This window comes from Neobacillus sp. Soil_C_43, from assembly GCF_057656715.1.
This window is the reverse complement of record NZ_JBDGJV010000002.1, coordinates 49096-67688: the sequence shown is the minus strand read 5'-3', so window position 1 is coordinate 67688 and position 18593 is coordinate 49096. Positions and strand designations below refer to the sequence as shown.

At 39.7% G+C, this 18593-nt stretch carries 19 protein-coding genes; 2 read left to right on the top strand and 17 right to left on the bottom strand.

The annotated features are described in order from the left end of the window. Positions 1 to 238: 238 nt before the first annotated feature. Complete coding sequence (locus AC3A54_RS04975) at positions 239 to 628, bottom strand: cupredoxin domain-containing protein (RefSeq protein WP_487653554.1); 390 nt, start codon at positions 626 to 628, stop codon at positions 239 to 241. A gap of 198 nt (positions 629 to 826) precedes the next feature. Between AC3A54_RS04975 and AC3A54_RS04970 the strand changes: the two genes are divergently transcribed. Next, complete coding sequence (locus tag AC3A54_RS04970) at positions 827 to 2242, top strand: PQQ-dependent sugar dehydrogenase (RefSeq protein WP_487653553.1); 1416 nt, start codon at positions 827 to 829, stop codon at positions 2240 to 2242. A 70-nt stretch (positions 2243 to 2312) separates the two neighbouring features. Here the strand turns inward: AC3A54_RS04970 and AC3A54_RS04965 are convergent, their stop codons facing one another. The 15 genes from AC3A54_RS04965 to AC3A54_RS04895 all read right to left on the bottom strand — a co-directional run bounded on the left by AC3A54_RS04965 (position 2313) and on the right by AC3A54_RS04895 (position 16052). Further along, positions 2313 to 2981: a TerC family protein gene (locus AC3A54_RS04965; RefSeq protein ID WP_487653552.1), complete on the bottom strand. Its 669-nt coding sequence runs from the start codon at positions 2979 to 2981 to the stop codon at positions 2313 to 2315. Positions 2982 to 3238: 257 nt separating this feature from the next. Next, positions 3239 to 4957 carry an assimilatory sulfite reductase (NADPH) hemoprotein subunit gene (gene cysI / locus AC3A54_RS04960; RefSeq protein WP_487653551.1) on the bottom strand — a complete coding sequence of 573 codons (1719 nt, stop codon included), beginning with the start codon at positions 4955 to 4957 and terminating at the stop codon, positions 3239 to 3241. A gap of 25 nt (positions 4958 to 4982) precedes the next feature. Next, complete coding sequence (locus AC3A54_RS04955) at positions 4983 to 6809, bottom strand: assimilatory sulfite reductase (NADPH) flavoprotein subunit (RefSeq protein WP_487653550.1); 1827 nt, start codon at positions 6807 to 6809, stop codon at positions 4983 to 4985. A gap of 615 nt (positions 6810 to 7424) precedes the next feature. Next, complete coding sequence (locus tag AC3A54_RS04950; RefSeq protein ID WP_487653549.1) at positions 7425 to 8150, bottom strand: sirohydrochlorin chelatase; 726 nt, start codon at positions 8148 to 8150, stop codon at positions 7425 to 7427. Positions 8151 to 8370: 220 nt separating this feature from the next. Then, positions 8371 to 9147: a uroporphyrinogen-III C-methyltransferase gene (cobA, locus tag AC3A54_RS04945; protein ID WP_487653548.1), complete on the bottom strand. Its 777-nt coding sequence runs from the start codon at positions 9145 to 9147 to the stop codon at positions 8371 to 8373. 27 nt (positions 9148 to 9174) lie between these two features. Continuing rightward, positions 9175 to 9774 (bottom strand): adenylyl-sulfate kinase, encoded by a 600-nt coding sequence (gene cysC, locus AC3A54_RS04940; RefSeq protein WP_487653547.1) that lies wholly within the window; start codon positions 9772 to 9774, stop codon positions 9175 to 9177. Positions 9775 to 9786: 12 nt separating this feature from the next. Beyond that, a complete protein-coding gene (sat, locus tag AC3A54_RS04935) occupies positions 9787 to 10935 on the bottom strand; it encodes a sulfate adenylyltransferase (RefSeq protein WP_487653546.1) in 1149 nt (382 codons plus the stop codon). Positions 10936 to 11017: 82 nt separating this feature from the next. Next, on the bottom strand, positions 11018 to 12085 hold the full coding sequence (gene cysP, locus AC3A54_RS04930) for a sulfate permease (RefSeq protein ID WP_487653545.1): 1068 nt from the start codon (positions 12083 to 12085) through the stop codon (positions 11018 to 11020). 14 nt (positions 12086 to 12099) lie between these two features. Next, a complete protein-coding gene (locus AC3A54_RS04925; RefSeq protein ID WP_487653544.1) occupies positions 12100 to 12816 on the bottom strand; it encodes a phosphoadenylyl-sulfate reductase in 717 nt (238 codons plus the stop codon). A 119-nt stretch (positions 12817 to 12935) separates the two neighbouring features. Next, complete coding sequence (locus tag AC3A54_RS04920) at positions 12936 to 13091, bottom strand: YezD family protein (RefSeq protein ID WP_308084189.1); 156 nt, start codon at positions 13089 to 13091, stop codon at positions 12936 to 12938. Between the two features lie 306 nt (positions 13092 to 13397). Next, a complete protein-coding gene (locus AC3A54_RS04915; RefSeq protein WP_487653543.1) occupies positions 13398 to 13583 on the bottom strand; it encodes a hypothetical protein in 186 nt (61 codons plus the stop codon). 58 nt (positions 13584 to 13641) lie between these two features. Continuing rightward, positions 13642 to 14172: a hypothetical protein gene (locus AC3A54_RS04910; protein WP_487653542.1), complete on the bottom strand. Its 531-nt coding sequence runs from the start codon at positions 14170 to 14172 to the stop codon at positions 13642 to 13644. 59 nt (positions 14173 to 14231) lie between these two features. Next, on the bottom strand, positions 14232 to 14375 hold the full coding sequence (locus AC3A54_RS04905) for a YrzI family small protein (RefSeq protein ID WP_487653541.1): 144 nt from the start codon (positions 14373 to 14375) through the stop codon (positions 14232 to 14234). Between the two features lie 315 nt (positions 14376 to 14690). Beyond that, positions 14691 to 15302: a TetR/AcrR family transcriptional regulator gene (locus AC3A54_RS04900; RefSeq protein ID WP_487653540.1), complete on the bottom strand. Its 612-nt coding sequence runs from the start codon at positions 15300 to 15302 to the stop codon at positions 14691 to 14693. Positions 15303 to 15482: 180 nt separating this feature from the next. Next, the gene (locus AC3A54_RS04895) at positions 15483 to 16052 is read right to left on the bottom strand and encodes an MOSC domain-containing protein (protein ID WP_487653784.1); all 570 of its coding nucleotides are present in this window, start codon (positions 16050 to 16052) and stop codon (positions 15483 to 15485) included. Positions 16053 to 17191: 1139 nt separating this feature from the next. On the opposite strand from AC3A54_RS04895, the gene AC3A54_RS04890 reads away from it, so the two are divergent. Then, positions 17192 to 17932, top strand: coding sequence for an HAD family hydrolase (locus tag AC3A54_RS04890; protein WP_487653539.1), 741 nt, complete (start codon positions 17192 to 17194; stop codon positions 17930 to 17932). A gap of 58 nt (positions 17933 to 17990) precedes the next feature. Here AC3A54_RS04890 and AC3A54_RS04885 read toward each other — a convergent pair whose 3' ends face one another. Next, complete coding sequence (locus AC3A54_RS04885) at positions 17991 to 18464, bottom strand: hypothetical protein (RefSeq protein WP_487653538.1); 474 nt, start codon at positions 18462 to 18464, stop codon at positions 17991 to 17993. Positions 18465 to 18593 lie beyond the last annotated feature (129 nt).

Below are 18593 nucleotides of genomic sequence, written 5' to 3'. Positions count from 1 at the left end.
TTAACATTTTATAAAAGGATTTGCAAGAAAACATAAACACAATCATTTTTGCCACTCTCAATTTTAATAAGTACAACTATTTGTTTTTCGTCTCACTAATTTTCCTATTCCTATCATATTGCTTTTTACATAAAATAAAGACGCTGAGAAGGTGAATTCCTACATTAATCCTTCAAATAAGGAATGCAGCAACATACCTGATGCCTATTAAACAAGCAAGGCCCCTTTGCCCTGCTTGTTATTTGGCTATTACCTTTCCAACCATTCCTTCTTGGAAATGGTACCGGCATATCAGTTCATATGTACCGGAAGTTTTCGGATTCACGGTAATGGTTTTTTCTTTTCCCGGCTGAACTTCTTCGTCAATATTAAGCTTTTCCACTGTGAAGGTATGCTTTTTCTTACCTTCATTTTTCAATATCACTGATGTCGTTCTTCCCGTCGGAATAGTGATGACTTTCGGATTAAAGGCATCATCGTACAACTTAACCTCAATCGCTTTCACTGACTCAAAATTCTGTGGTGCGACTCCGGATTCAGCAAATACACTGTGTGTGCCTGCACTTGTCACACCCAAAATCATTGCAAGCAAAACGACTAATCGAGTTAACCACTTTTTCACAAACATTCGTAATCCCTCCTTTCTTTGATACTATTTTTTTCCAAATCCTTAAAAATTATCATTTAAAAATGAGTTCAAATAATAACTAAGTGTCATTTATAGTATAATCTGCTGCCAGATTCCCAGGCCCTCACTTGGACTATATGAACATTTCTAATCATATTCTTTATAATAGAAATCCATAAGAAGGGGTGTAAAAATTACTTGAAAAAAGTTAAGGTTCGTTTACGGCCCATTGTAAGTATGTTTAATTTGCCCACTGTTTTGAAGACTACTATACTTCCGGGTGACTCCATTGAAAGATTATTTATTGCAACCCAGGTAGGAGAAATCTTTTACATAGGAAACGGAGCTGTACGAACTTTTTTGGATATTCGCCCGCGAATCATCAAGCTAGGTGATCCTGGTGGTGGATATGATGAACGGGGATTGCTAGGGCTGGCGTTTCATCCCCAATTTTATTATAACGGTCTGTTTTATCTTCACTATTCCGTAGCTGGAACACAAGGTCCAGGTGCCCTTCCTGAACCTTTCAATCCTAATCCGTGTGATCCCAAAACGTTAAACCTAAGATGGATAAATCGAGAAACCCAATATGATCATATTGATACCGTGGAAGAATGGGTTGTACAATCGAATGGTCAACCTCAAAAACGACGGACATTACTTAACTTAAGAAGACCCTTTTTTAATCATAACGGTGTCAATAGCTTAACCTTTTCACCTGAAACAGGGAAACTTGTTTTAACAACCGGAGATGGTGGATCAGGCTATGATCCATTTAATTTAAGCCAGGATGATATGGAGATTGCCGGTAAAATCATTGAAATGGATGTAGCTAAGAATACATTTATCGATAACCCACCCATAGTCACACGTTTTAATGAACTTCCCGTACCTATTCAGGAAACACTTACGGTAATGGCCAAAGGGGTTCGCAATATCCCAGGCATTTCATTTCAAAGGTTTTATAATCAGTATATGAAATATGTAGGACAGGTCGGACAGGATTTAGTGGAGTCGATTTTTTCTTTCGTTCAATATAAACCCGTACCGGTTACTCAGCTTGTTCAAGCTTCTTTAAGAAACACTGAACCTGACCAAGAAGGATTCATTAACTTTGGCTGGCGAGGGTGGGAAGGTTCTTTTCCTACTTCGATTATAAGGGGCTGCTCTTCAAATCCGACTTTGGATGAGAAAACAATTGCTTATTTCAATGAAACAATAGAAACTTCAGTGAAGCGTCTTCAGCCGCTTACTAGTTATTATCATAAAGATCAAAGGCCCGATAAATTTGGAGGAACTGCACTTACAGGAGTGCAAGCCTTTATGGGGACTGGAATTCCTGATTTAACGGGAAGTGTTGTGTTTACCGATATTGCTAGAAAAGAAGAATCTCAAACGACGGCTAGAGGGGTTTTAGCTTATACCAAGGTAAGAACAGATGGTAAACTCAATGATTTTAGTGTGATTGAAACCGATTATAATTTTGGGTCTCAATCCGCTTATTATGTTAATTTGGGAACAAATCTGGATCAAACGAGATTATATTTAGGGGTTTATGACTCTATGAAAGTGACTGATTTTAACAAGGGTACTGTTTTTGAAATTGTTCCATGATTCATAGAATTACCCTAATATTTTATTAATTAAGCAAAATTGAAATAGATCCATTCGATTTCAATTTTGCTTAGCTTTCTTTAGCTGTTTTTATCTTATTCGTTAAATATCCCAAACCAATGACAAGAACTGTAATAGCAGTAGGAATCAATAAATGTAAATCCTGTGGAAGAATATACTCGAATTTTGGTTCTGCTACCATCATTTCACCTGCTGTCCAAGCTAATATTCCTGCACCAGCATAAGAGATTAATGGGTACTTTTCCATTGCTTTTAATATTAATTGGCTGCCAAAAACAACTAGAGGAATGCTAACTATAACTCCAATAAATATACCAGCTATATTACCTTCAACCGCACCAGCAATAGCTAGGACATTATCAAGGGACATGATTGCATCAGCAATAATAATTGTTTTTACAGCGGAAATTAAACTTGAACCTGCTTCTCTATGATAGTTTTCATCTTCACCTAGTAGAAGTTTTATGGCAATATACACTAGAAGAAGACCACCTATAAAAGTTACAAAAGGTAAGTCTAAAAGGTAAACAATTGCTACTGCAAATAGTAAACGTAAAATAATAGCACCACATGTTCCCCAAAAGATTGCTTTCTTTTGTTGCCTCTTTGGAACATTCCGTGATGCCATTGCGATTACAACTGCGTTATCCCCACTTAAAACAATATTGATTAAAATAACCTCTAAAAGAACCGTATAGGATAATCCAAAAATCTCCATAATATTCACCTCTTGGATAAGCTAACTAAGTCATTATATTAGTTTGAGGTTAGAAAAATACCGGAACTTTGTTTAAATCCTTCAACTCCACACGGACTTGCCATAATTGAAGTTGAAAATGAACCTCAAGTAGGAATCTGAAAAAACTGAACCAGTTAATAAAAGTTTTATCCCCTTTTTACCAATAAAAAAAGAGTGTCAAATATTAAATTTGGCACTCTTTTAATTAACTATTTAATGTCTGCGATAGAAACCTTTTATTCGTGAAAATTCGTTCCATCAGTTGTTGGCTTGACAATCCCTGCACGAATGGTGAAATCTCCAAAGTGCTCCCCTTCGTTGCGTTCTTTTGCATAGCGGGAAAGAACCACGTTTAGTTCCTTCAAGATTTCCTCTTCACCAATATTTTCCCGGTACATTTTGCTTAGACGGCTGCCGTCGTGTGCTGCACCTAGATACATATTGTATTTACCTGGCGCTTTACCGATGAAGCCAATCTCTCCAAGTGCATGTCGGGCACAGCCGTTTGGACAGCCTGTCATACGAATGGTGATTTCTTCGTTGCGAAGGCCGTTCTCATCTACAATAGTTTCAATTTTATCAATTAGATTCGGTAAATAACGTTCCGCTTCCGCCATCGCTAATCCGCATGTTGGCAGCGCCACACACGCCATCGAATTACGACGGAGAGCTGAAAAATGGCTTCCATCCGTCAAACCGTATTGTTCCATTAGAGCATTAATTTGTTTCTTTTTCTGACTAGATACATTGGCGATAATTACATTTTGATTCGGTGTTAAATGGAAATCACCTGTATGGATTTCTGCAATTTCGCGAAGAGCCGTTTTTAGCTTATAGTCCGCAAAATCTGCAACACGACCACCCTCAATAAATAAGGTTAGATTCCATTTACCTTGTATACCCTTTACCCAGCCGTACCGATCTCCGTTATGGTCAAAATGATAGGATTTAGCTTCATTCAATTTCCAGCCAAGACGATTTTCTAGTTCCGTCTTAACTGTCTCTAAACCTAATCGGTCAACCGTATATTTAAAACGTGCATTTTTTCGAACAGAACGGTTTCCATAGTCACGTTGAATGGTAATTGTTTTTTCCGCCACTTCATACAACTGGTCTGGCTTACAGAAGCCGATAACCTTCGCAAGCTGCGGGTAGGTTGCTGTATCACCATGACTCATACCCATACCGCCGCCAATTGCTACATTGAATCCGATTAGCTTTCCATCTTCCACAATGGCAATAAATCCAAGATCCTGTGAAAAGACATCGATATCATTTGATGGAGGAACTGCAATTCCAATTTTAAATTTCCGCGGTAAATAAAGCGGACCATACATTGGTTCTACTTCCTCCACATCCGGTGTGCCAGCTACTTTTTCTTCGTCCAGCCAAACTTCATGATAGGCTCTTGTACGTGGTAAGAGGTCATCACTTAATTTTTTGGACCATTCATAGACTTCTGCATGAATTTCAGACTGATATGGGTTTGAGGCACACATGACGTTACGATTGACATCCCCACAAGCGGCAATAGTGTCTAAAAGGGAAGCATGGATTTCCTGAATTGTCTTTTTCATATTCCATTTTAAAATGCCGTGCATTTGGAACGTCTCACGTGTTGTCAGTTTCAACGTGCCATTTCCGTATTTATCAGCAAGTTCATCCATAACCAGCCACTGGGCTGGAGAAGCCACCCCACCAGGTAATCGAACCCGTAGCATGAACTGATATGCTGGCTCAAGTTTTTGTTTTTGTCGTTCATTGCGAAGATCACGGTCATCTTGAAGGTAGCTACCATGATGCTTCATGAGACGGTTGTCATCCTCAGGAATGCCGGCGCTGATCCTGTCGCCCATGACTTCTTTTAATGTACCACGCAAATAGTTGCTTCGTTCTTTGATGTCCTCAACATCACTTGGCGGGCCGTCCGGTGCTTTTAAGATTTGTTTCACCATGTTGAAATTTCTCCTTTCCATCCCATCAATATACATCCCGTTGGTATCGTTTTTGCTGCTGCAACTCGGCAAGATAGGCTTCTGCTTGTTCACGGCTCATATTGCCTTCTTTTTCAATAATTGAAAGAAGTGTGTGATGGACGTCATGTGCCATGTGTTTCTCATCACCGCAAATATATAGGTGTGCTCCTTCTTGTAGCCACTCAAATAATTCTTTGCTTTGCTCAAGCATGCGGTGTTGAACATATACTTTCTCATCTGTATCACGTGAAAACGCCACATCTACTTTTGACAGGACGCCTTCTTTTAACCACTTTTGCCATTCTGTTTGGTAAAGGAAATCAGTTACAAAATGCTGGTCTCCGAAAAATAGCCATGACTTTCCTTCTGCACCTGTTTCTTCTCGTTCCTGAATGAACGAACGGAATGGTGCCACCCCGGTTCCGGGTCCAACCATGATAATTGGAGTTTCCGGGTTTGTTGGCAGCTTAAAGTTTTCATTTTGCTGTATAAATACAGACAGTGTATCTCCAGGTTGCAAGCGTTCAGCTGTTAAAATGGAGCAAACTCCCTTTCGCTCACGTCCATGGGTATCATAGCGTACAGCACCGATTGTTAAATGGACTTCATCCGGATTAGCTGCTAAGCTGCTCGCAATCGAGTATAGACGGGCAGGGATTTTACGAAGGACCGAAATAAATTCTTGAGCCGATTCTCCCCAAGGACCAAAATCACGAACCAGGTCAAGTAGGTCACGTCCATGGATATAGGATTTCATTTTCTCTTCGTTACCCGGTGCAATCAGGTCTTGAATGTCCTCATTATTAGCAAGCTTTGCCACTTTTTCAAGGAACGGTTTTGATAAAACAGTAATCTCATAATAAGAAGTGAGCGCTTTTTGTAGTGATAAAGCGTCCCCCTGTTTGTTAACGATCACTGTTTCTTCACTACTCCATGGCAATTCAGCAAGGAGTTGTTCAACAAGTGCAGGATCGTTCTCCGGATAGATTCCTAGACTATCACCAGGTTCAAAGGTCATTCCTGAGCCCTCAAGTGATAGTTCAAGGTGACGTGTTTCTTTATTGGAGCCACGCCCATTGAGGTTGATATTTTCAAGTACTTCGGCTTTAAATGGATTGCTTCTTGAGTACTCGGATTCAGTAGACTGAGCTGCCGCCGCTACTGGACTTGCGCTTGTAGCAGAAGTTCCTTCTAGTTCGGTACTTAAGCTGCCAAGGATTCCTTCGAGCCACTCAGATGCTGGCTCATCATAATCCACATCGCAGTCGAAGCGTGGATATAGGCGTGTGCCGCCTAGTTCTTCGAGGCGAGAATCGAATTCTTTTCCTGTTTGACAGAAGAATTCATATGAGCTGTCTCCAAGTGCTAGCACGGAGAAATGAAGGTCCGTCAGCTTTGGTGCTCTTTTGCTGTGTAAAAACTCATGGAATGTGAGTGCACTATCCGGTGGCTCACCTTCACCATGGGTACTGACTATAATAAGAAGGTTTTGGACTTTTTTTACATTATTTGTTTTAAAATCATTCATAGAAGAGACAGTTACTTGGAACCCTTTTTCCTCTAATTTTTTGCCCGTTTTCTTTGCTAGTCCCCGAGCATTGCCCGTTTGTGAACCATAAAGGATTGTTATTTCTTTTGTCGCTTTTGAATCACTGCTTTGGACAGGAAGGACTGCCCCCTGGTTGTTGGCAGCTCCAAGAACAATAAATGGGGTTGCAGCAAGATAGCCGCTCAGCCAAACTTTTTGTGCATCTGTTAAGGTTGGCAAAAGGCGGTTAAGTAGTTCTGCCTGCTCTTGATTAAACGGACTGTTGATTACCTGAAGTTGCAACGATATCCACCTCACTAAGGAATAAACTTTTTGTTATTTTGGTCGTATTTTTTGGCGATCGTTATGTGTTTTTGTGTTATTAAACTATGAATCTGTTATTTTACATTGGGTAGGACTTGAATTGAGCTTTTATTGCTCGTGGACCTCGGTTTTTCATTACGACGGGAACTATAGACACTTTATTGTGCCCGTGGAACTCGGTTTTTTCGTTGGACGGGCACTGTAGACCTCTTATAGTGCCCATGGATCTCAGTTTTTTCGTTGGACGGGCACTGCGGACCTCTTATAGTGCCCATGGACCTCGGTTTTTTCGTTGGACGGGCACTGTGGACCTCTTATAGTGCCCATGGACCTCAGTTTTTTCGTTGGACGGGCACTGTGGACCTCTTACAGTGCCCATGGACCTCAGTTTTTTCGTTGGACAGGCACTGTGGACCTCTTATAGTGCCCATGGACCTCTGTTTTTTCGTTGGACGGGCACTGTGGACCTCTTATAGTGCCCATGGACCTAGTTTTTTTCTCTGGACGGGCACTATAAATCTTTATTAAAGACTGTAGACCTCATTTTTCTGGTGAATAGGCTTTATGAATTGTTCTTATCGACCTGCCAGCAGCTTATTCCCTTATCGCCCGATTTACAACAATATCCTCAATCACCTGATGACCACTTAAAGGACCCGTATGAAGGATTTGCTGGCCTTCCTTTTGCCGCATCCGAACCTCTTGATTCACTTCAGCGGTAAGGAGCCCTGAGAATAATAAATAGGGGACGACCAGCACTCGGCCAGCTGCACCTTCTGTAATCATCTCTAACCCTTCACTCAGCCTAGGCTCTGCTGCAGCCATATAACAAACAGACACATGCTTGATTCCCAGCCGCTCACGAATTCCCTTAGCAATCCGTGCAAAATCATCGTGAACAACCGGATCACTGCTACCTCTTCCAACAATCAATAATCGGTCTTCCAGTCCTATGTCGCCGGCCGTAGAATGAACCAGCTCTGCTATTCCATCCAGAATCGTCCCCTGGACACCGAAAGGATCCTTCACATTTACCTCAATATGTGGGTATTTGACCTTCAATGAAGAAAGTGCCTCCGGAATATCCTGCTTTATATGTCCTGCCGCTAAAAGGAACAAAGGGACGACAGTAATTTCTGTCGCTCCCCTTTCCACACAACGCTGAAAGCCTTCTTCAATCAAAGGAGGAGTCAGTTCAAGAAAACTGATTTCCTGTATCGGAATATCCACTCGCTTCATTACCCTTTGGATAAAAGCTTTCGCTTCCTCCGCTCCTTTTTTTGAACGCGTCCCATGACCAATGTAAAGTATTGCTTTCATAGAATTCCTCTCTTTTAGGGATCGAAATCTTCGACCACTCAATAGCTAAAGACTATTTTTAAAAATCAATTTACACAATTATTAAATCCAATAGGATTACTATTATTTATTTTAAACTACTCCAAGCCCAATAGGAATACTTTATTTCAGCTTAATTTACATCCCGTTCCTCTTACTTTCCTCTGTCCGGGCTCACAGACTGCTTCCTACGTAACTAAGATTATCCATGCCGTATTGGTAAACTAGGCATTATTTCTTCATGGAACCAATTTAACTCCTTATGAAGGCGAACAACCTCTCCTATCACAATCATGCTCGGATTTGACACACCTGCTACCTTCACCCGTTCTTCGATCGTTTCAAGTGTTCCAACAACCGTTCTTTGGTCACTTAATGTTCCCCATTGAATCAGAGCGATAGGTGTCTGAGGTGATTTACCGTGTTGTATTAGTTGATTAATAATCGTCGAAAGATGTGAAACTCCCATATAGACACAGAGGGTATCAACCCCTTTTGCCAGGTGTGACCACTGGTGCTCCGCCGCTAGGTCCCCTGCTTGATGACCAGTAATAAAGGCAAAACTTCTGCTCAAAAAACGATGGGTGACAGGAATTCCGGCATAAGCAGAAGCGGCAATGCCTGCCGTGATCCCTGGAACAACCTCAAAAGGAACTTCATTCCTCAAGCATTCCTCGGCTTCTTCTCCTCCACGGCCGAACACAAAGGGATCCCCTCCCTTTAAACGAACGACCTGAAGACCCTTTTTCGCATATTTTACTAAAAAATGATTGATCGTTTCCTGCTTCATTGTATGGTAATGTGGAAGTTTACCACAGTATACCAGTTGGGCACCTAGTTTTGAATGCTTTAAAAGTTCAGGATTTACCAGCCGGTCATAAAGGATGACATCTGCTTGCTGTAGGTACCTTAATCCTTTTACTGTAATTAATTCTGGATCTCCTGGACCCGCACCTACTAAATACACCTTTCCAACCACGGCTATTCATCCTTTCTATATTACCAGTTAAATAATGTTCTTATCCTGCAAATATCCAAATATTTGTTTTACTGCTTCTTCGACTGTTAATTGATCGGACCTAACCGTTATTTCTGGACGTTCCGGTGCCTCATATGGTGAGTTGATCCCTGTAAAATCTTTAATTTCACCACGACGCGCCTTCACATATAACTGTTTGGGGTCACGTCTTTCACATTCTTCAAGAGGGCAATCAATATAAACCTCAATAAACTCACCATCTTGAAACAGTTCGCGAACCTGAGCACGGTCCGAACGGAAGGGAGAAATAAACGCAGTTGTCACCAGGGCTCCACTGTCTACAAACAATTTCGCCACTTCTCCAATTCTCCTAATATTCTCTGTTCGATCATGGTCGGAAAAGCCCAGGTCTTTATTTAAACCATGGCGGATATTATCACCGTCCAAAACGTATTCCGTTATTCCTTGACGAAACAATTCGCTAGATACAGCATTAGCAATGGTCGATTTCCCAGAACCTGAGAGACCCGTAAACCATAGAACACAGCTGCCATGTCCCTTTTTCAAACGGCGGTCTTCCTTAGTAATCGTTGTTGCATGCCATGTAATATTTGTCGCTTTAGTCATTGTTCTACCTCCTTAGACCGTCGTCGTTTCTTTCATTCCCTCAATCAGCACTTCCACAACTTCTTTTCTACTAAAAGTAGATGGAGGCAGTGTACCTGAACGAAGCATTTCTCTCACCTTTGTTCCTGAAAGAATGACACGGTCTTCGTTGCTGTGTGGGCATGTTTTATCTGAAGCCATACCTTCACATTTGTTGCAATAAAAACTATGTTCAAAGAACAATGGTTTAATGCCAAGTTCTCCTTCTTCAAATTCACTAAAGATCAGTTGGGCATCGTAGGTTCCATAATAATTGCCTACACCTGCATGATCGCGTCCAACGATGAAGTGTGTGCAACCAAAGTTTTTACGGGCAATCGCATGAAAAATGGCCTCACGTGGTCCTGCGTAACGCATCGCTGCCGGATACACACCTAGCTGAACCCGTTCAGTAGGGTAGTAGTTTTCTAGTAACACACGATAGCTTTTTAATCGAACGTCGGCAGGGATGTCGTCAGATTTTGTTTCCCCAACTAATGGATTAACAAAAAGTCCATCAACTGTTTCTAATGCCGCCTTTTGGATGTATTCATGTGCGCGGTGGATCGGATTTCTTGTTTGGAAGCCCACAACTGTTTTCCAGCCTTTTTCTTCAAACAAGGTCCGTGTTTCTCTCGGCTCCAACCATACATCTGTAAAGACGCCCTTTTCCGGTTTTTTAAGGAGAGTTACTTCCCCTGCTACGTAAACGGGACCTCTTTCATAAAGACGTCTCACACCTGGGTGAGCCAGTTCAAGTGTTTTATATACTTTTAGTGCTTCTTTATCTAAGTCCGGTTCATACCATTCGGATACCTTAATGACTCCATAAACCTCATTGTTAAAAATCAACTTCATTTCCTCGCCTACCTTTAATGTGGCAGCCGTTTCCGTGGAAACAGGTAGTGTGACAGGAATTGACCAAATCGTATTGTCAGCTAGGCGCATGTTCGAAACAACTGATTCATAATCTGCTTTTCCAAGGAACCCAGTAAGCGGGCTGAATAGTCCAACACCTATTAACTCGAGGTCACTCAAGGCAATAGCATCAATTTCTAGTTCTTTTTCAATAAGGGATAGGTCAAGAATTGGGTTGTATGCTTGGATTAATTTCCCTCCATGCGGTTTTGGTAAAAATGACACAAAATCAAATCCTTTCTTTAGTTAGCCGTTTTTTCGGCTACAATTATTTTATTTATTAAACTAAGATTCTAATGAAAAATGCTTAGTCTTTAGCAACTTCATGTCTAACGGGAATAGTAGTTTTCTGCTTTTTCATTAATGATAGGACCCCAAACACAGAAATTAACGCACCACCCATGGCGATAATGGGGTAAAAATTATGTTCAATGATTAACTGAATCAGCGTGTACGAAAGGACCATTGATAAAACCGGTGAAACGATCCAGACTGTTAGCAATTGAACTACAATATCTTTTTTAAGTACTGCTTTACCGTGTTTCGCAAAGCCAATTCCAATAATGGAAGAGGTCGTGATTTGCGTAAGCGGCACGGGGATTCCAAACATGGATGCAATCGTCACAATTGTTGCACCTGTACCAGAGATAACGCAGCCTTCCTCCAGTCTGAGTGTGGTAATTTTTTTTCCGTTTGTTTCAAGAACCCGATGACCTAATAGTAAGGAACCCAGTGCGACAAAGATGCCACCCCAGAGAATACCATCCCCTGTTGAAAGGATATTGGCACCTACAAGCGGTCCAACCGCATTCGCCACATTGTTCATCCCTGCAGAAAAAGCCTCAAACATACCCATGATTAATACAAGGACAGACAGAACGGGAACTGCTTTGGATGCTTCCAGCCATTTTTTCAGCTGTTTAATTTTCAACACGTAAGAAGCAATAATGGCGATAAGAAAGGCAGCAAATGGTGTCAGGAGCCAAAACAACATAATCCAAAAAAGGTGACTTACGAATACTGATTGATAAACAATCCCAGCACCGACCACTGAACCAACGGCCACTTCACTCGTAGAAAGTGGAATGCCAAATATATTTGCCAAGAACAATGACAAGGCAGCTGATGTTAAAACGATTAAGGCGATCGGAACCGTAAATGTGCTATTGGGAACAATTCCGCTGCCAATCATTTTGACCACTTCACCACCGCCAAGCCAGGCGCCAAAGAACACTGCAATGGCACAAAGCAGTAATGCTAGCCTCTTTTTAACTACTCCAGCTCCGTAGGCAATTCCCATCGAAGCGGCAGCCCCGCTAGCCCCTATATTAATTGCGAAAAATAATCCAATAGTAATGGCAATGATTGTGAGCAAATGATAAGCCCTCCCTATTTCGTGTGTAATCCACACTCAGTCTTGCTGCTTCCCGCCCAGCGGCCAGCACGTGAATCTCCATCCGTCCCAGTCGGCTGTGTACATGGAAAACATCCGATACTTGGATATCCATGATCATGCAGGGTGTTGTACGGCAAGTCTTTTTCTTTGATGTAGCTCCAAACTTCCTCCCAAGTCCAATGGATTAATGGGCAGATTTTAATATTTTGAAATTTGTCATCCTTATTGATAAACTCTGTATTTGCTCTTGTTGGTGATTGCTCTCTGCGAAGCCCCGATATCCATGCTTGCTTTGCTGTTAATGTTTCTCGTAACGGAATGACCTTCCGAATATTGCAGCATTGGCCGGGATCTCGTTTCCATAAGGCTGATCCATATTGTGCTGCTTGTTCATCAAGCGTAAGGTTTGGGAGTTTTCGCTCAATTTTCAAGCTAGGAAATCGGGCTTCTATCTTGTCAATGACTTCATAGGTTTCCGGGAAGTGTAAACCTGTATCTAAAAAAACGATATGGGCGTCGGGCTTAATCTGCTGGATTAAGTCAATTAACACGATGGCTTCTGCCCCAAAGCTTGATGCATACACAAGTTCTTGTTCAGGATAGCTGCTGTATGCCCACTCTAAAACGGAACGCGCTCCTTTGGTTTCATCCTCATATGAAAATGTATCTGATTGTTCACGCCAATTTTGATAAGTTACTGTAGTCGTCATCGCTACAGGCCTCCTTTTCATTCATAAAAATAAGTTGATCCTTTTTTGCTCCGCCTTTTTCAATAGGAAAAGGCGGTCTCCTTTTAAGAAATAGTGGAGACCGCCTCTAGTTTGTCTAGTCAGCGATTTTTATTCGATTGGATACGAACCTTTTCAATTTTTTCAAGTTGCACAATCTTGCCATCCTGGACAACCAGTGTAATTGAACCAAATTGTAAGGTTTCGAGCATTTTCTCAAGCTGAGCGAAGAGTTCTTCCTTTTCGTTTTCTTTCAGTTGGTTCGCCCCCCTTTATCAATCCAGGAAGATTTTATTAATTGGCTCTGTTAAACTTGCCTGTTGATTTAATAATTTTATAATTTATTGAAATTAATCCTACCATACCTATAGGTTTTATGTAAATGAAAAAATTTAATTTTTTGTATATTTATTTTTGCACCTTTTTACCCCTTGTAATTGAAGTCAAAAACTAAAAAAAAATAAGCATCCAAATCCGATCTTACACCGTTTTGGACGCTTATTATGAATGTCTTAATGACTAGATTTTCACTTTGTGATTTACGGGAGAATGGACCTAGGTGATTAAAGCAATGGTTTCCCTGCATCTGGCGAAAGATTTGGGTCGCCTTTCCCGACAATAATCGAACTTTCCGTCTGAATATCATTATCTTCCAGGTTTGCTTCTACCTTGTTGGCCGTTTTACTAGCCGTGCTTTCCTTCACCTTATTATGGAGTTCTTGTGGTAACATTTTTTCATCCTTATTCATATTAACACCATCCTTTAAAAGGTAGTGTTGGTTAATCCTTTCGAACTATACATTTATATTAACTAACCTTCTTATTAATCTTTCTTGATGCCGTGAGTTTAACAATTTGTTCAGCATGTTCTCGACCAATAATCACATTTTCTTTTACCATTCCCGCAATGAGTAAGTCCTTTTTCATTTTTTGCAAAAGTAAGTCTTTAAACAGAACCGATCGATTTGGAGCTATTTTAGCCGCTATGTCCCATAACCAATTCTCCATATGAATACTGATTGCTTTTTTTCTTAAATCTTCCGAAACATTCTTCATACCTAACCTTCTTATTGGTTTACGGTCTGTGGTAGCAGTCATTAATTGGCGCTTGTATTGGATGATGTTTAGGTATACCTCACCTAACAGTTCAGAAACGGTATCTGTTTCAGACATTAATTTCTCGTTAATCAATTCGACCTTTATCTTTTCTAGGAATAAATCTCTAAAAAACTTAGATCTATTGGTCTCTAGCTCCTCAACTAATTCCCACATCCAACACTCAAGGTTGAGGCTAACGGATTTTTTCTTATCGGAAGAGTTTTCTTGTCTTTTTTTCATGTATTGTCACCTCGACCTTAATTTGTTTGGTCATTTAAACCAGACCTTTTTGTAAAAATTTATCTAAAAAAACGATGCATGGAAATTTGTTGGTCTCTATTTTTGTCGTAGAGCTTTTCAACTTCTTCTTGATGACAAGCTTCTTGTATACTGAGCGTCCGTTTTTTTATGGTTATCGAAAGGAATAAAATATTGATGGTCATTTCTATCACTCCTCTACTCTAAAATTGTTTTCTTTTATTTAATGTCCTTAGTATAGAAAAACTTTGGAAAAATTTAATCATACGCAAGCCGAAAATTCCCTACAATCTTAGACCCATTTATTTTCAGTCTTTAGTCGCAATTTTAAAACGACCAGTCAGTTTATTTTATTATATTTACCTTCTTGTATAATTGTCAATTTAATAGCCTACAATTGAAAAATATTTTTACTATTTACTGAATTTTAGAACCCCATGATGGAATTCCATTGCTTTAGACGAAGAAAAGACAAGATAGGTTTCTTGTCTTTTCTAATTTTATGCTTTTATTTTTTCTAAAAACATTTGTTTCATTTCGGTTAACACTTGTTTAAAAGGGTAATCAGTATAAACGGACTGTACCGTGACTCCATTAATCATTGACCAAAATAAGTCTGCCATCACTTCGGGCTGAAGGTCTTCTTTGATTTCACCTGATTCTTGGCCCTCTTTAATAATCCCAGCAAGCAGGTCGACAAAATATTGTTTTCTACGGTCCGTTAATTTTTCTGCTAATTCGGGGTGTCTTGAGGCATGGAGCTTAAATTCATCATGAACGATAAATTTCCCCTTAATTTCTTTATTAGAAAAGTCAACCAATAAATATAAGTTAAATAAAAAGTCGATTTTTTCAATGGCACTACCGTAAGTTACAAGATCTTTCACTAAACTTTCATACGTTTCTTTAGTGTCTGTATTCATTAATTCTAAGTATATCTCATCTTTACTTTTAAAATAGTTATAGATTGCCCCTTTGCTTATACCTGAATGTCCCACAATATCATCGATTGTTGCCACTTGGAAACCCTTTTTTGCAAAACAAACTAGAGCACTTGCCAAAATTTCCTTTTTTTTCTTCTCTTTATGTGAGTCTGAAACAATTGGCGGCATTTATTTACCTCCGTTCTAAAAAAATTAAATGAAAACATTTACAAGTTTCTTAAATTTAATTAAAACATAGATGGCCTATTTAAAAAAGACTATTTAGTCTAAATAATATTTTTCATAAAAAGACAGTGTCCGTCTAAGGTGGATACTGTCTTTTTATGGTGCCTGACACCACTTTTACTTTTATTGCATGGGATTGATGAAGTCGTTTATTAGGATTTGAACTTCGTCGCCTTCATTCATTTCTCCCGGGCGTTCGACGGCGCAGACGATTCCACGGCGTTTGTAGGCGGCTTTGACAAATTTCGCGGCCAGTTTTGGGTGGTTTTCGTAATGTTTTTGGATCATCTCACCAGGAAATATACAAGGTTGATTTTCTCCCATACAGATCAAACCGGCACCACTTGGAAAGAGAATTCGTGAGCCCATCGTAAGCTTCGTTAGTTCAGGGTATCCGTTCAATAAGAGGTTCGCACCTAACCATTCCGGTAGAACATATTCTACTCCGAGGCCTTCAGCTATCTCTACAAGTTCTTCTTCCGAAACAATGGTAATTTGACGACGATTAAAAATGTCCGTCTCTTTTGGATACATCGGCTGCCGTGAATCGGATGGTACGACCATACCGAAATGACGATCCCCTCTTATCCCGCCAAACTCAAGTGCGGTATTAGCAATCCTTCTAGTCAAAAATGATTCTGGTTGATCCGCTATTAATATGGCATTTATCTTTGCTCCCGCATTTTTCATGATATTCCTTCTTTCTTAATAAAAGTCGAGCCCATCTTGAGCTTGTTATTTTGTGAATAAATTATTTAGTTCCCCAAATGTATGTCTTTTATTTTGCTGTTTTCACAAAGATTGTTGTTATTTATACTTATTTTTCCCAATAAAGTCTCACATCTTTTGACTTGATTACAATTAATTTCATCCATACTGTCCAACCTTACCTCAGGTTCTGACAGTAGTACACTTTGAAATCATCCAAGTTGTTCGAAGTTATTTTGCCTTCTGACAATGTTTTTGTTTTTTCCTCCTACACTGTCCGAAGTTCCTTTGCCTTCTGACAATGTTACTGTTTTTTTCGGCTACACTGTCCGAAGTTCCTTTGCCTTCTGACAATGTTTCTGTTTTTTCTGCCTAAACTGTCCGAAGTTGCCTTACCTTCTGACAATGTTTCTTTCTTTTCTGCCTACACTGTCCGAAGTTCCTTTGCCTTCTGACAATGTTACTGTTTTTTTCGGCTACACTGTCCGAAGTTCCTTTGCCTTCTGACAATGTTTCTGTTTTTTCTGCCTAAACTGTCCGAAGTTGCCTTATCTTCTGACAATGTTTCTGTTTTTTCCTCCTACACTATCCGAAGTTGCCTTACCTTCTGACAATGTTTCTGTTTTTTCCGCTTACTCTGTCCGAAGTTCCCCTGCCTTCTGACAATGTTTATTTCTTTTCTGCCTACACTGTCCGAAGTTCCTTTGCCTTCTGACAATGTTTCTGTTTTTACCGCCTACACTGTCCAAAGTTGCCTTACCTTCTGACACTGTTTCTGTTTTTCCCGCCTACTCTGTCCGAAGTTCCCCTGCCTTCTGACAATGTTTATTTCTTTTCTGCCTACACTGTCCGAAGTTGCATCAGGGTAAGATAGGATTGCATTTAAATTCACTCAACCTGTCCGACGTTGCTTTTTAATCAGGAACAAAAGGGACAGAGAACAACAAAGTTTATGAAAAGAACCTTTATTTATTACTAGGTGTAACGGCACGATTATTTTTGAGAACAAGTATAGTGGATTACTACCTAAGGCGTAATTTACCTATGGACATTGTTTTTTTAGCATTGTAACAGTATTTACCCATATAATTATTTTACACCATATTAAAGGGGGAATTGATTATATGAATCAACAAACTTTAATATTGGATTTAGATGATACCCTCATCCACTGCAGCAAGTATTTTATCAGATCAAAAAACCAATTTGCTGAACAGATGCAAGACTGGTTCGATTTCCTTTCAAAGGATGAAATCTTACAAAAACAATTAGAAATTGACGTTAAAAATGTGGATAAACACGGTTTACATTCTTCCCTTTACCCAGAATCATTCGTATTAACCTACAAATATTTTAGCGTCAAATATGGTAGAGCCTTAAAGAAAAGTGAAATCGAGCTTGTACGTAGAATGGGTCAAGAAGTGTTTGAACTTGAAGTACAGCCCTTTCCTTATGTATATGATGTCTTGGATAGTCTTCTAGAGGATGGTCATAGGTTGTACCTTTTTACAGGCGGAGATAAAAAAAATCAAAGAAGGAAAATTAATCAGTTAGGATTAGATTGCTACTTTGAGGACCGGGTGTTTATCCATGAACATAAAAATTCTACTACGTTGAAAAAAGTACTAAATCGAATAGAGTGTGAAAAAAAATCTACCTGGATGGTTGGAAATTCACTCAAAACGGATGTAAAACCTGCTATCGAGTTAGGCATCAATGCGATTCATATACCGTCAGATTTTGAATGGAGTTATAATATCATTGATTTAGAAATTGAACCAAATGGAACCTTCGCCGAACTCGAATCCCTTTTACAGCTTCCGGTTTATCTAAGAGACTATGCCTTCATTCATGAAGCAATCTAATTAGTTAATGGCTTGGGAATCCCAAGCCATTTTTCTATGTTTTATATTTATCTAATTATTATTTTTGACTACTTAGAATCTCGTTCACGGTTGATCTCATGGAATAAATGACCGTTTTCTTGTAGCATGCGGCTATAAGCAGCACTCTTATTTGTTCGGATCGGGATAAATTTTTAAAACGAGGCTCTTGTTTCAAAAAGGAACGGACGATTGACCAGCTGGGTGGCATTAAAGGAAAGTCATCAAGGGGTTGTTTATTCCGTAAACGATGAAACCACGATATCATTCCGGTTGAACTACTTTTATCGACTATACACGGGGCATAAATATTTTTAGTATGTTTTTTTAAGGATTCGAATCGATCCTGCCCACTTACTATAATGTAGCTTCCATCCTTCCGGTTTTTTTTAACAACTAAAACAAACATGCAGTCCCACATTATTCTCTGGAGTTTCTTAATATGCTCCGTAATTTTTAGCGATAGATCAGGTTTAATTTTGTTCAATGGTATATACTGTATCGTAAATTTCATACTCAGCCCCTCCTGTTTTTTCAAGGTTCTCTTTGGATCTCTGCAGCAGGTGCATTGTACTGATAAAGCTAGTAGCTAATGATGCCTTTAACTTATTCATCTGTAAGATAATATGTATGAGATGAGCGC